Raw genomic sequence first — 12694 nt, forward strand, 5'->3', positions numbered from 1 at the left:
TCAGCGCGCGTGGGTTCGGCGGGATTCGACGTGCAATGGACCACTCAGAGTCCGTTGATAGGGTACTTTCGGACGAACCGTGCATGGAGACGGCCCGAACGAACTGTCGTCGGGGAGGACCGGAACCGGCCGGTGACGTGGTCGGACCGCGCGAACGATGACACGTTTCGAGGGCGTCGATCGAACCGCTTTTGCAACGCCGGCGGGTAGCAGTGTCCGATGGACGTACTGATCGTCGGCGCGGGATCGATGGGGACCTGGTTCGGCAGTGCCGTCGACACCGCGGTCGCGTACACCGACGTAGACCCGGACGCCGCGGCGAAGGCCGCCGAAGCGACGGACGGGCGCGTCGCGGACCTCGAAGAAGAGAGCGGCTACGACGCCGTCTGCCTCGCCGTGCCGATGGATCACGTCGCCGACGCGATCGCGGAACACGCCCCCCGAGCGGAGCGGGCGATACTCGATGTCTCGGGCGTAATGGAAGACCCTCTCGAGGCGATGGACGCCCACGCGAGCGACCGCGAACGCGTCAGTCTCCACCCGCTGTTCGCGCCCGAGCGGGCACCGGGGACGGTCGCGGTCGTTCGAGAAGAACGCGGCCCGGTCACGGCCGCTCTGATCGAGGATCTGGTCGTCGCCGGAAACGACCTCCTCGAGACGACGGTGGACGAACACGACGAGGCGATGGAGACGATTCAGGCCTCGACCCACGCGGCGATCCTCTCGTTCGCTCTCGCCGCGAAGTCGGTCCCGGAGGGGTTCGAAACGCCGGTCTACGACGGACTTCGGGACCTCACCAGAACGGTGACAAACGGAACACCGCACGTCTACGGAGAGATTCAACGAACCTTCGACGGCGCCGAGGCCGTGGCCGACGCCGCGGCGACCATCGCCGAAGCGGAAGGCGAGGAGTTCGAGCAGTTGTACGAGCACGCGGCCGAGCGGTGGCACGAGGACGAGCGAGCGAACTCGGCCGGCAACGGGTCGACGGGTTCAGCCCTCGACGACAACGAACGAGGTGATCTCAGGTGAACGTAAACGAACGGGTCGAGGCCGTCCGATCGAACGCCCAGTACCTCCGAAACGTCAGGCCGATCGATCCGGAGGAAATCTGCGAGTATATCGACGGCGCACCACACCCCGCCGTCGTCCGACAGGACCTCCGCGAGCAGGCTGCCGACCTCGAGTTGCTCGAGCGAGACGACGGTACCTTCGTCCCGGTCGAAGACGAGCCGGTCCCGCCCCGTCGCGAACCGGTTACTCGATTCCCTGAAGCGTACGAACAACGGATAGAGAGCTTCCTCGCGGATCGCTACGGGCCGAACTGGGCCGACGGTGCGGCCGGCGACCTGCTCCGGTCGACGATCCGCCGGTTCAAAGCCCAGTACCTCGAGGGTGCTCCCGTCGAATACGACGAAGATGTCGCGGCCGGATACGCGATCTACCACCTCCCCGGTTACTACGCTGCGACCCAGTATACCATAGAGGAGCTGGCTGACCGCGGGTTGCTCGGCCGAAATCTCCGCGTGCTCGACATCGGTGCCGGAGTCGGCGGTCCGGCGCTCGGACTCGCGGACTACCTTCCCGAGGACGCGTTGCTCGAGTACCACGCCGTCGAACCCAGCGACGCGGCCGACGTTCTCGAGGAACTCCTCGAAGAGACCGGTCGAAACGTTCACCCGACGGTTCACCGAACGACGATCGAAACGTTCGACCCGGCGGCCGCGAGTAGCGACACCTTCGATCCGACTCGACCGGACGACGGCTTCGACCTCGTCCTCGTGGCGAACGTCCTGAGCGAACTCGAGGATCCGGAGACGGTCCTCCGGTCCGCCCTGGAATTGACCGCACCGGACGGTGCAGTAGCGGCGATCGCACCGGCGGACAAACAGACCAGCATCCAGCTTCGCGACCTCGAGCGGACGGTCGAGGACGACTCGATCGCTACCGGGAACACGCTCGAGTGGTCTTCGGACACGGGGTCGGCTCCAAACGGAAATTCGGCCGCCGACGCAGAATCGGCCGCCGAAGCGGAGTCAACCCCCGACGCTGAGCCGGACCGCGATTCGGGTGGTGATTCGGACACCATCACCGTCTACAGTCCGAGCGTCCGACTCTGGGACGGCGAGCGGCCGACCGATCGCGGGTGGTCGTTCGACGTCCGCCCCGATCTCGAGGTGCCGTCGTTCCAGCGACGCCTCGAGGACGCCGCGGACGAAACCGATGACGCGTACGCACCGGGTGAGTTCGTCAACGTCGACGTGCAGTTTTCGCACTCGATCTTCCGACGTGACGGGAAACGGCGAATCGATCTCACGCTCGACTCGGGTTCGTGGGCGAAGATGGCCAAAATGGATCGACACGTTCCGAACCGAATCGACCTCGTCGCGGCGAAGATGAGCCACTCGCTGGGTGACGACGACGCCCCGAGGTCGAACAACCCACTGTTCAAGATCAGCGACGGGAGCGAGCACGTCGACCACTACGCCGTTCTGACCAGAGAGACCGCGATGAATCGCGCGTTGGTCGAAGCCGAGTACGGCGAGGTCTGTTCGTTCGACGGCGCGCTCGCGCTCTGGAACGACGACGAAGGCGCGTACAACCTCGTCGTGGACGAAGAGACCATCGTCGATCGGCTTGTCTGAGCCTCTCGACCGCCGATTCCGACCGCGCTGTTTTACGAACTCCTAGACGCATCTCGGGGGGTCCAAACGGTGGGCTTTTCGGTATCCCCTTCGAGCGAATCGATATGAGCGACTCTCTCGAGATCCTGTTGACGAACGACGACGGGATCGATAGTCCCGGCATTCGGGCGCTGTACAGCGCGCTGTCGGAGATAGCCAACGTCACCGTCGTCGCGCCCGCGTCCGACCAGAGCGCGGTTGGTCGGTCGATCTCCCACGAAGTTGCGGTGACCGAACACGAACTCGGCTACGCGGTCGAGGGAACGCCCTCCGATTGCGTGGTCGCCGGACTCGCGGAACTCGGTCCGAAACCGGATCTCGTCGTTTCGGGCTGTAATCAAGGGGCGAATCTCGGCGAATACGTCCTCGGACGGTCGGGAACAATCAGCGCCGCCGTCGAAGCGGCGTTCTTTGACGTCCCCGCAATCGCGACCTCGTTGTACGTCCCGGCCACCCCGGATCGTCCATTCGACGAAATCGAACTCGAATCCAGCTCGTTCGGCGAGGCCACGCGAATCACGACATACCTCGCCGCACACGCCCTCGAGGCCGGAATCTTCGAACACGCCGCCTATCTCAACGTAAACGTCCCGCTTCCGGACGGGCGGCCCGCGGACATCGAGATCACCCGCCCGTCGAAGCGGTACGAAATGGACGCTTCCTTCAACGGCGACTCGATCCGTCTCCACGATCGCGTCTGGGAGGAGATGAATCCCGACGCCATTTCCGATCCGGACGGAACCGATCGAAATGCCGTCGTCAACGGGCGTATTAGCATCTCTCCGTTGACGGCACCACACACGACGAACCACCACGAAACGCTCGAAGGACTCGTCGACGGCTACCGCGACCATATTCAATAACGTTCTGATATTTCACGAATCGCTGAGAGTGGAGCAAGACCCAGCAAGATTTGTAGCAGGGCCGCAAACGACCACCCATGGCAACGGTCGAAATCGAATACTGCGTCCCGTGTGGGTTCCTCTCTCGCGCGATGGATATCCAGCGGACGCTCTTGACGACGTTCGGCGAACAACTCGAGGCGGTCACGTTGAAAACGGGCGCCGACGGGATTTTCGTCGTTCGCTTCGACGGCGAAGTTGTCTACGACAAATCGGCAGACGGCTTCGATGTGGACGAAATCGTGCGATACGTTCGCACACAGTTGTGATGGCTGACCTGTCGGTAACGACGACCACGTAGTCACCTTGCACGTCGCAAGGGCGGCGGCTTTCGCCATCGTGAACGTCACCGTAGGTGAGACCATTCATCGGTAAAAGAACACACATATGATATTCGAAAAACGCAAAACCAAGGTAGAAGTACGTTCAATAGACGATTATCTCTGTGGAGGGTAATACGCATGGTATTTAACACACTCTGGACTCGACTATCGTCTCTCTGGACCGAATCCGAAACGCGGGTGACAGAGGATTCGTCGGGGGATCAGACGACGTCCGAGAACGCCGACGAGACGCTGAGTTACGCCGAACAGGTCGAGTACGGAGTCGATGAAAAGGAGCTTCCCGACGAAGATAAGGTTCTCAGAATGCTCGTCAAACGCGGTGGACGCGTCGACGAAAACACTGTTCTCGAGGAAACTGGATGGACACAAGAACACCTGATGGAAGTCATCGACGGCATGGAAAACGAAGACGAGGTCAGCGCACTGAGCGTCGGACGCAAACGCGTCATCTGCCGTCGCGGGTTCGAGCCGAAAGGATATCGCTCTCATCTAAACGAATAACTGTCGACGAATGGGGTTGCATCCTCCGACACGTACGGGACGAAAGACTCGAGATCTCGAATCGCCGCCTGCTCGTTTGACCGGACGTTTTGTAGGATGTTTTACCGGAAGTCGTGACGAATTTCCGATTTGGGCCTAACAGCGGGAATTCTGCGTTCCCAGAACGACGACAATTGCAAGAGATACAATCGCCGCGAGTATCGATTCAAACGAACTTCACTCGAACGAGACAATCTGGAGCGTTGAACGGTAGTTCAATTACATTGACTCTCGCTTCGAGTGCTCGAACATGTCCGAACAATCAGCGTCCACGAAGACCGTCGGCGTCTGTACCCACTGTGGCGCGTTCCACGCCGTGTGCAAACGCCCGGACAGATCCGTTTATGCGATCGGATCACCGCAGGGGTGTCACTGTAGCGAGACGGAGTTTCGTCTCCTCGAGGAGTGATCGAACGCTCACCGAAGTCTTCGGTTGCACGAACGAGTTAACTGAACACGCTTATACAGCAGAGTTCTCTCGATACAGCTATGGACGATCGAACGGGGCGTCTCGAGTACACACGGACGGTGCTCGAGGACGCACCGACGACCAGAACGAGCGAGTACGAGAACGCCGATCTGGAGGCCGTTCATCGGGCGCTCGAGGATCGCCTCGAAAACCGTGCCGAGGCGGGCAAATGCGAGACCGACGAGGTGAGCGAACGGGCTCCACCAATTGGCGTCCGGTCCGAACTCACTGGTTCCGAGACGGGTGACGGTCGCGGTGGGACGACAGAAGGGCGACTCTCTGCAATCGTCGATTGCGCCGCGTACGACTCCCGTTCGTTCCGGTTCAAACCGCGCGGACCCCACGGGGCGATAGCGATCATTGTCGGGTTGATTGTCGCATTGCCGACAATTTTCATATCGCTGCTTCTCTCACTCTTTGGGTACTACCTGTATCGATCGGAAAGCGAAGGCGAAATTCCGTTACGTCGGTGGGAAGCAATCGACGTCCTCGTCATCGAGTCGGCGAGTGCCGAGGCCGGAGCGGAAGCCGCCGACCGTTCCTCATCGACCGTTCGCGCGACCGGGGCGGCGGAATCGTTCGTCGGCGTCGATACCGATCGGCTCGTCGAACTTCCCTGGGCCCACCGAAAAGCTGTCGTCATGGAGGTCGAAGAGTGGTCGAAGCGAGCGATTCAGGACGCCCCTGCAACCAGAAACGACGAAGACGTCTTCTTCGATTACCTGACGATGTGGCTCAAACGGAAGGCGAAAACGGACGTCGAGACCGTCGAATCCCTACAGGCCGAGATCGCTCGCGACCCGGCGGCTCGACGGGCATATACCGCACACGTTCTGGGCGACTCGGCCGAACTCGAGGACGAAACAAATGACTCGGACGCCCTCCTCGCAGTGCTCGAAGACGGCCAATAACCCGATTTCGAACTTGTGCGACGATCGTGGCTCGGTTATTGAGGCGCGCTCGCAAATCGGTTTCTCGTATCGGCAGAACTCACTAGTTTCGAGAATCGTTTCGCACTCGTCTCGAGCCGATTGGCGGCTGCGCGCTCGCCGGGAGTCCCACCGCTCGAGCGCATCCGGGAGCGATCACTCGGAACAGACGGCAGAGAGGGTAAAGGAGGCGGCGTCGCAGAGAAAGTGAAGCAGGCGGCGTCGTGGAGTTACTCGAGCGAAACGATTGTGGCTACGGAGCGTCCACGGCTGATGAACGGCACGGGTGAAGTGAGGGCGTGGCGGGATTGACCAAACCCGAAGGGGTTGCGATGTTCGGCGAGTCTATTGACTGAACGAGCGAAAGCGACGTGAAGGAAATGGACTCAACGAGAGACGGAGTCTCTCGAGCCTTCGCGAGCAACGCGAATGAAGACGCCGGGATTCGAACCACCTGAACTTCGCTCGCTATTGCTCGCTCGTTCCGTAGTTCAGGAATCCCGCCACGCCCGTGCAGCGAGCCACACAGTGGCGAGCGAACCGGCATGGCGGGATTCGAACCACGGTCGTTTCGCTTCGCTCCACTTCCTGATTCGAATCCCGCACGGTCCGTTATCGACCTCACTATCGTTCGGTACGATAACGGGCGTGGCGGGATTCGAACCCACGATCAGAAGGTTAGGAACCTCCTGCCCTCTCCGCTAGGCCACACGCCCTACTCGAGAAAAAGTTTCAGTTCGCCTCGGTTTCCGTGTCGGTTTCGACCTCGGCGTCCGTCTCGTCTTCAGACGTCACGGGTTCGGTGTCGACGAATTCGGACTCCTCGTCCTCGTCTTCGATATCGTCGTACGTGCCCGTTTCACGCATTTCCTCGAGTTCAGTTTCGACCTTTTCACGCCCTTTCTGGAATTCACCCATCGCCTCTCCCGTCGATCGAGCCAGCTTTGGAATCTTGTTTGCTCCGAAGAGCAAAATCGCGATGAAAAGGATGACTAATAGTTCCGTCCCCCCTGGAATGGGAGCAAACAGCGGTGCAATTTCGATTGCCATCTCTATGCGTGGCTTATCCGCTGGCAATTATAACCTTTTTGGACGACGCGGCTAGGCAAAATCGACTGAATTAGTGGCTTAAAAGACTGTATCGAGGTACTAGGCCATCACTCTACTTCAAGGTAGTGCCGAGCGGAGAGGTACGATTGTGCAATTTGGAGGACCTTCGCGTAACTCTACGGAGTGCACTGTCAGAAGACCACCGTGTTCTCGTGAACACGTTCGAACTCGGGTTCACACTCGAACTCGAGACTATCTCACGAACGAAACTGTCTTTCCTCCCAACGTACAAACTCCAGTGATGCCAGAAACCGGTGATACTGCACCAGACTTCACAGCACCGCTCGCAAACGGCGACGTAGACTCCATTACGCTCTCGGACGCTCTCGAGAACGACGCGCCGGTCGTCCTCGCGTTCTTCCCCGGCGCGTTCACAGGCGTCTGTACGGCCGAAATGTGTACGTTCCAGGACCGTCTTTCGGCGTTCGAGGACGTCGACGCGACGGTGTACGGGGTCAGCGTCGACTCCCCGTTCTCGCTCAACGAGTTCCGCGATCAGAACGACCTCTCCTTTGGCCTGATCAGCGACTTCGAAAAGGAGATCATCGATAACTACGACATCCGCATGGACTTCGAGGACCTCGGCGTCTACGGCGTCGCCAAACGCTCCGTCTTCGTAGTCGACAGCAACGGCGAAATCACCTACTCGTGGGTCACCGACGACCCGGGCGTCGAGCCGGAGTACGCCGAAGTCGAAGACGCGGTCGCTGACGCCTCCTGATCGACGCGGTCAACTGCCGAGACTTGCCGTTCCCGGCTTTCAGTGCCGTTCGAACTGGCGGAGGGCTTTTTTACTCCGCACCCGACCACAGTATATGAGCGAATCGTCACCTGTTGAGGACCCTCGCCGCGTCTACACCCCTGACAAGGAGCACAATTTTCCTGACGAGAAGTGCAACGAAGTTCTGGCGTTCGTCGAATCGGACGAGGAAATTCAGACTTACCTCGAGGCCCAGAACGTCAACGCGGTCGACAGGAAGCGGTACAACGACCACGGCGCGAAACACATCGAGATCGTTCGCAACCGCGCGCTCTGTCTGTACGATCTGCTCAAAGCCGGTAACGTCGATTTCAACGGCGCGCGCCAACAGGGACTCGATGAGGCAGACGAGTCGGTAATCATCACCCTCGCCGCAACGCTACACGACGTCGGTCACGTCGTTCACCGCGACCAACACGCCTACTATTCGATCCCGCTGGCGGCCGATATTCTCGATCGAGTCTTGCCCGAGTTCTACGACGTGCCAGACAGCGTTCGCATGAAAGGAGAGGTCCTTCATGCGATCATCTGTCACCACACCGCCGAAACGCCGCTGACCACCGAGGGCGGAATCATCCGCGTCGCGGACGCCCTCGACATGGAGCGCGGGCGCTCGAGGATTCCGTACGAACAAGGAGGACGCGGGATCAACACGCTCTCGAGTCAGGCGATCAAACGCGTCTCGTTACACGAGGGCGATAGCCGGCCGGTCATGGTCGAAATCGCGATGACGAACGCCGCCGGCGTCTATCAGGTGGATAACCTGCTGAAAGCCAAGCTCCGCGGATCGGGACTCGAGGACGAGATTCGTATCGTCGCGGTCAACACGAACGAGAACCACGAACAGCTCGTCGAACGGATCGAACTATAGGGTTTCTCACCCCAATACAGAAAGAATCGCTGGCCCGCTGAGAGAGTCACCCCTCAGACGAGGCGATAAACGCCGTCGGACTTCTCGAGGTGGCCGCGCTTTCGAAGCGTCTTCGTGATCGAAAGGACGGTCCCCTTATCGAGTCGAAGCCGATCGCACAGCTCATCGGCAGTTGCACGTTCCCACGTCGCGACGGACAGATAGACGAGTTTGGATTGGCCGGAGTCGATATCGGTCGGAATCCGGACCGCAGTCGAATCGTCCTGGAGTTGCGATTGACTGTTCATACACGACACTCATGCAATCGACGATTATCAAACTATGCCACGACAATTGTCGAAGTCTTGGCCCCCCCGAACGAGGTGAAAATTGAAATCGGGTTAGTGAGACACTCTTCCTCGAAAACTGCCTCAAGAGCCGTGGGGCAATTGTCGTTCTCAATGATGGATAGTGATAATTTGGGAACAGCAACGAATCGATCCGACCCCGTTCGCGATAAAAAGCGGAAAACGTGTAGCGTCAGTAACTTCGAACCTTCGGTTCGTACTCTTTGCTTTCGCCCTCGAGGATAACCGGTCGGTACCAGATCGACGGCTTGCCGGCGTTCCAGGAAACCAGCGTGTGTTTGAGCCAGTTTTCGTCGTCTCGCGTCTGGTTTTCCTGTCGCCAGTGAGCGCCGCGGAACTCGTTTCGGACGAGCGCGCCGAGCGCGATGGTCTCGGCAACGTCGATCAGGTTCCGGGTCTCGTAGGTCATCTGCAGGTCGGTGTTGAACGTTTTCGAGGGATCCGCGACGTAGACGTCGCGGTACTCCTCGCGGCACTCGCGGATGATCTCGAGGGCCTGTTTGATCCCCTCTTCGGTTCGGAAGACGTTGACGTAGTCCGTCATCGCCTTCTGAAGTTTGGATCGGATTTCCGCGTGCTGAACGCCGTCGTCTTTGTTCATGAGCCGATCGACGCGCTCGGATTCCGTTTCGACGGCGCGCTCGAGAACGCCCTCGGCATCGGCAACCTGTCCGGAGCCGTCGGCCGCGACGTCGTCACCGATCGGCTCGAGGCCGGCTGAACCCGGCTGTACCGGGAACTCGGTGTCGTCTTCCTCTTCGACCGCATCGGTGTATCCGGTCTCGATTTCGGCGTCGCCGAGGTCGCCACCCGCCGCGTGGTAGCCGGCTCGCTTGCCGAAGACGATGAGTTCGGGTAGCGCGTTTCCGCCCAGGCGGTTCGCGCCGTGAACTGAGACGCAGGCACACTCGCCTGCCGCGTAGAGCCCGCTGACGCAGGTCTCTCCGTTTTCGTCGGTCTCGATCCCTCCCATCGCGTAGTGCTGACCGGGTTTGACGGGCATCGGTTCGACCAGCCCGTCGGCACCTTCGAAGTCCTCCGCGAGGTGGAGAATGTTCTCCAGACGATCGATAATCCGCTCCTCGCCGAGGTGGCGCATGTCGAGGTGAACGTACTCGTCCTCGACGCCGCGGCCCTCGCTGACCTCCGTCAGTTCCGCACGCGCGACGACGTCGCGGGAGGCGAGCTCGCCGTCGTTGTTCGCGTAGCCGTGTTCGAACATGAACCGCTCGCCCTCGTTGTTGTAGAGGATGCCACCTTCGCCGCGGACACCCTCCGAGAGGAGCACGCCCGTCGAGGGAAGCGTGGTCGGGTGGAACTGGATGAACTCCATGTCCTCGACCGGAACGCCCGCTCGGTAGGCCATCGCGTGACCGTCGCCGGTACACGAGACCGCGTTGGTCGTGTGATCAAAGGCCTGACCGGGACCCCCAGTCGCGAGGATCACGCCGTCGTTCGCTTTGAAGCCCTCGATCTGGCCCGATTGGACGTCGTAGCCGACGACGCCGTGACAGGTCCGATCGTTGGGATCCGGCTCGTCGGAGGTCGCGAGGTTCATCACGTACCACTCGTCGTACACCTGAATGCCCCGTTTGACGACCTGCTCGTACATCGTATGGAGCAGGTGGTGTCCCGTCTCCGCACCGGCGTAGGTGGTTCGCGGGAACGAGAGGCCGCCGAACGGTCGCTGTGAAACGCGGCCGTCGTCCTCTCGAGAGAAGGGCAGACCCCAGTGCTCGAGGGTGATGGTCTCCTCGGGTGCATCTTGGGCCAGCGTCTCGACTGCGGGAGCGTCGCCCAGGTAGTCCGACCCCTTCATCGTGTCGTAGGCGTGGAGTTCCCAGTCGTCGCCCTCGCGAAGCGCTGCGTTGATACCGCCCTCTGCCGCGCCGGTGTGGCTCCGAACTGGGTGGAGCTTCGTGACCATCGCCACGTCCGCTCCCGCTTCGTTCGCCGCGACCGCAGCCCGGAGGCCGGCACCGCCCGCACCGACCACGATAACGTCGTGTTCGTACATAGTTATTACCAGAATTTCAGGTTTTTCTTGACTGCCTCACGTTTGAGCTCCTGAATGTGCTCCGTGAGTGGGATGTCTTTCGGGCACACTTCGGTACAGGAGAACTGGGTCTGACAGCGCCAGACACCGTGTTCCTGCTCTAAGATCCGAAGTCGGTGCTCCTTGATCTCTTCGTCTTCGCGCTCGTCCATCGCGAACTTGTAGGCCTTGTTGATCGCGGCCGGACCGAGGTACTGGTTGTCGCCGGCGGCGATGTTACACGAGGACATACACGCGCCACACCAGATACAGCGCGTAGACATCTTGACCTTCTCGCGGTTTTCGCGAGGCTGTCGTTGTTCCTCGAGGTCGCCCTCGGGAAGGTCCTCCTGCTGGAAGTAGGGCTCGACGGCGTGCATCTGGTCGTAGAAGTGATCCATGTCGACGACGAGATCCTTGACGACCTCCTGATGTGGAAGCGGTTCGACGCGAACCGGCTGTTGGAGGTCCGAAATCTGGGTCTTGCAGCCGAGTTGCTGCGAGCCGTTGATGAAGAAGGCGTCCGACCCGCAGATCGCTTGCCGACAGGAGTGGCGGAAGGTTAGCGACGAATCGAACTCGTCGCGCGCGAAGATCAGCGCGTCGAGGACGGTCATCCCCTTCTCGAAGGGGACGTGAAACTCGTCGAAACGGGGTTCCTGCTTTCCGCTCACTTCCGGGTCGTAGCGAAAGACCTTCAGGTGAACCGACTCTCCCTCGACGTCGGATTCGTCGACGGACTCCGCTTCGGCCAGTCCCTGTTCTTTCTTGTCGAGTCGCTCTTGTTGTGGCGACTGCTGTCCCTTCATTTCGGGATCTTTCGGTGCCTCTTGGGTTTCCGGTTGTTCTTGCTGTTGTGTACTCATTAGACGCTCACCCCTGCCATGACGATTGCAACGTAGATACCCTGTGCGACGAGTGCGACACCCGAGAGCGCCAAGACGGCGAAGACGACCTTTTTCGGGGTGCCCGAGAGTCCCTGATTGACCAGCGCGTTGTAGATACCGTTGATGCCGTGGAACGCGGCCGTGATCAGGAACAACACCATCGCTAGGAAGTACCCGACGTTTTCCATCCGCGCTTGGGTCCCGGCGAAGGTAACTTCTGCGGCGTGATTGACGAAGTGAAGTTGGAAGAAGTGAAACGCCAGAACGATTATCAAGAACGCCGCGGTGATCCGCTGGAGTAACCAGCCGGTTCCGCCGGGCGTAAACGAGGAGTACCGTTCTGCCATTAGAAGCCCACCCCCTGAAGGAACGTCGGTACGCTCGCGACGGTAATGACGCCCGTGAGGATAAGGGAGGCGTAGAAGCTCTTGTCCTGCGAATCGAGACCGATTCCCAGATCAACCATCAGGAGTCGCACCCCGTTCAAGATGTGGAAGACTGCGACCGCGAGCAGTCCGACTTCCAGTACACGAATAATAAAGAGGCTCTCGAGTCCCTGGATCGTCCCCGTGTAGACGTTTACCTCCTCTCCGGCAAGCATCATCATCTGTCCATCCGCTGCACCGATTGCTGTGCTCAATACGGCAATGTGGGTAAACAGGTAGCCGATAAGCATCCACCCGGTGAACTTGTGAAAAATCCACGCCCACATCCCGGCCGAGAACTCCTTCCACCGACCGAAGTCCTCGATGAGACCGCGATTGTAAGACTGACTCATACACTCATGTGGTGGGTTAGCCTGCGGGGGTATAGAAG

Annotated in this window: 15 protein-coding genes and 1 tRNA gene; 9 read left to right on the plus strand and 7 right to left on the minus strand. The window is 60.1% G+C overall.

From position 1 onward, the window contains the following. Nucleotides 1-219: 219 nt before the first annotated feature. From QNM96_RS01385 to QNM96_RS01415, 7 genes are all read left to right on the plus strand, one after another. Nucleotides 220-1032 carry a prephenate dehydrogenase/arogenate dehydrogenase family protein gene (locus QNM96_RS01385; RefSeq protein WP_283834213.1) on the plus strand — a complete coding sequence of 271 codons (813 nt, stop codon included), beginning with the start codon at nt 220-222 and terminating at the stop codon, nt 1030-1032. Continuing rightward, nucleotides 1029-2645: a class I SAM-dependent methyltransferase gene (locus QNM96_RS01390; protein WP_283834214.1), complete on the plus strand. Its 1617-nt coding sequence runs from the start codon at nt 1029-1031 to the stop codon at nt 2643-2645. The genes QNM96_RS01385 and QNM96_RS01390 overlap by 4 nt, the downstream gene beginning before the upstream one ends. A 104-nt stretch (nt 2646-2749) precedes the next feature. After that, entirely contained in the window at nt 2750-3547 is a 798-nt protein-coding gene (gene surE / locus QNM96_RS01395) for a 5'/3'-nucleotidase SurE (RefSeq protein ID WP_283834215.1), read from the plus strand. A gap of 77 nt (nt 3548-3624) precedes the next feature. Continuing rightward, nucleotides 3625-3855: an Rdx family protein gene (locus QNM96_RS01400; RefSeq protein ID WP_283834216.1), complete on the plus strand. Its 231-nt coding sequence runs from the start codon at nt 3625-3627 to the stop codon at nt 3853-3855. Nucleotides 3856-4047: 192 nt separating this feature from the next. Further along, nucleotides 4048-4431, plus strand: coding sequence for a hypothetical protein (locus QNM96_RS01405; RefSeq protein ID WP_283834217.1), 384 nt, complete (start codon nt 4048-4050; stop codon nt 4429-4431). Nucleotides 4432-4720: 289 nt separating this feature from the next. Continuing rightward, nucleotides 4721-4879 carry a hypothetical protein gene (locus QNM96_RS01410; protein WP_283834218.1) on the plus strand — a complete coding sequence of 53 codons (159 nt, stop codon included), beginning with the start codon at nt 4721-4723 and terminating at the stop codon, nt 4877-4879. A gap of 80 nt (nt 4880-4959) precedes the next feature. Next, a complete protein-coding gene (locus QNM96_RS01415) occupies nt 4960-5850 on the plus strand; it encodes a hypothetical protein (RefSeq protein ID WP_283834219.1) in 891 nt (296 codons plus the stop codon). A gap of 661 nt (nt 5851-6511) precedes the next feature. On the opposite strand, the gene QNM96_RS01420 is transcribed toward QNM96_RS01415, so the two are convergent. Both QNM96_RS01420 and QNM96_RS01425 read right to left on the minus strand, forming a co-directional pair. Beyond that, a tRNA-Arg gene (locus tag QNM96_RS01420) sits at nt 6512-6584 on the minus strand. Nucleotides 6585-6600: 16 nt separating this feature from the next. Further along, nucleotides 6601-6918: a twin-arginine translocase TatA/TatE family subunit gene (locus tag QNM96_RS01425; protein ID WP_283834220.1), complete on the minus strand. Its 318-nt coding sequence runs from the start codon at nt 6916-6918 to the stop codon at nt 6601-6603. Nucleotides 6919-7219: 301 nt separating this feature from the next. Here QNM96_RS01425 and QNM96_RS01430 point away from each other — a divergent pair, with 301 nt between their 5' ends. Beyond that, nucleotides 7220-7699 carry a redoxin domain-containing protein gene (locus QNM96_RS01430; protein ID WP_283834221.1) on the plus strand — a complete coding sequence of 160 codons (480 nt, stop codon included), beginning with the start codon at nt 7220-7222 and terminating at the stop codon, nt 7697-7699. A 94-nt stretch (nt 7700-7793) separates the two neighbouring features. After that, on the plus strand, nt 7794-8609 hold the full coding sequence (locus QNM96_RS01435) for an HD domain-containing protein (RefSeq protein WP_283834222.1): 816 nt from the start codon (nt 7794-7796) through the stop codon (nt 8607-8609). A gap of 53 nt (nt 8610-8662) precedes the next feature. On the opposite strand, the gene QNM96_RS01440 is transcribed toward QNM96_RS01435, so the two are convergent. The 5 genes from QNM96_RS01440 to sdhC form a co-directional block, all read right to left on the minus strand. Further along, nucleotides 8663-8896 (minus strand): MarR family transcriptional regulator, encoded by a 234-nt coding sequence (locus QNM96_RS01440; RefSeq protein ID WP_283834223.1) that lies wholly within the window; start codon nt 8894-8896, stop codon nt 8663-8665. Nucleotides 8897-9128: 232 nt separating this feature from the next. Next, entirely contained in the window at nt 9129-10973 is a 1845-nt protein-coding gene (locus tag QNM96_RS01445) for an FAD-binding protein (RefSeq protein WP_283834224.1), read from the minus strand. A 5-nt stretch (nt 10974-10978) separates the two neighbouring features. After that, complete coding sequence (locus QNM96_RS01450) at nt 10979-11857, minus strand: succinate dehydrogenase/fumarate reductase iron-sulfur subunit (RefSeq protein ID WP_283834225.1); 879 nt, start codon at nt 11855-11857, stop codon at nt 10979-10981. Continuing rightward, a complete protein-coding gene (locus tag QNM96_RS01455; RefSeq protein WP_283834226.1) occupies nt 11857-12225 on the minus strand; it encodes a succinate dehydrogenase in 369 nt (122 codons plus the stop codon). The genes QNM96_RS01450 and QNM96_RS01455 overlap by 1 nt, the downstream gene beginning before the upstream one ends. Beyond that, entirely contained in the window at nt 12225-12656 is a 432-nt protein-coding gene (gene sdhC / locus QNM96_RS01460) for a succinate dehydrogenase, cytochrome b556 subunit (protein ID WP_283834227.1), read from the minus strand. Before sdhC ends, QNM96_RS01455 begins: the two co-directional genes overlap by 1 nt. Nucleotides 12657-12694 lie beyond the last annotated feature (38 nt).

It is taken from the genome of Halostagnicola sp. A-GB9-2 (assembly GCF_030068615.1).
In the GTDB taxonomy this organism is placed as follows: domain Archaea; phylum Halobacteriota; class Halobacteria; order Halobacteriales; family Natrialbaceae; genus Halostagnicola.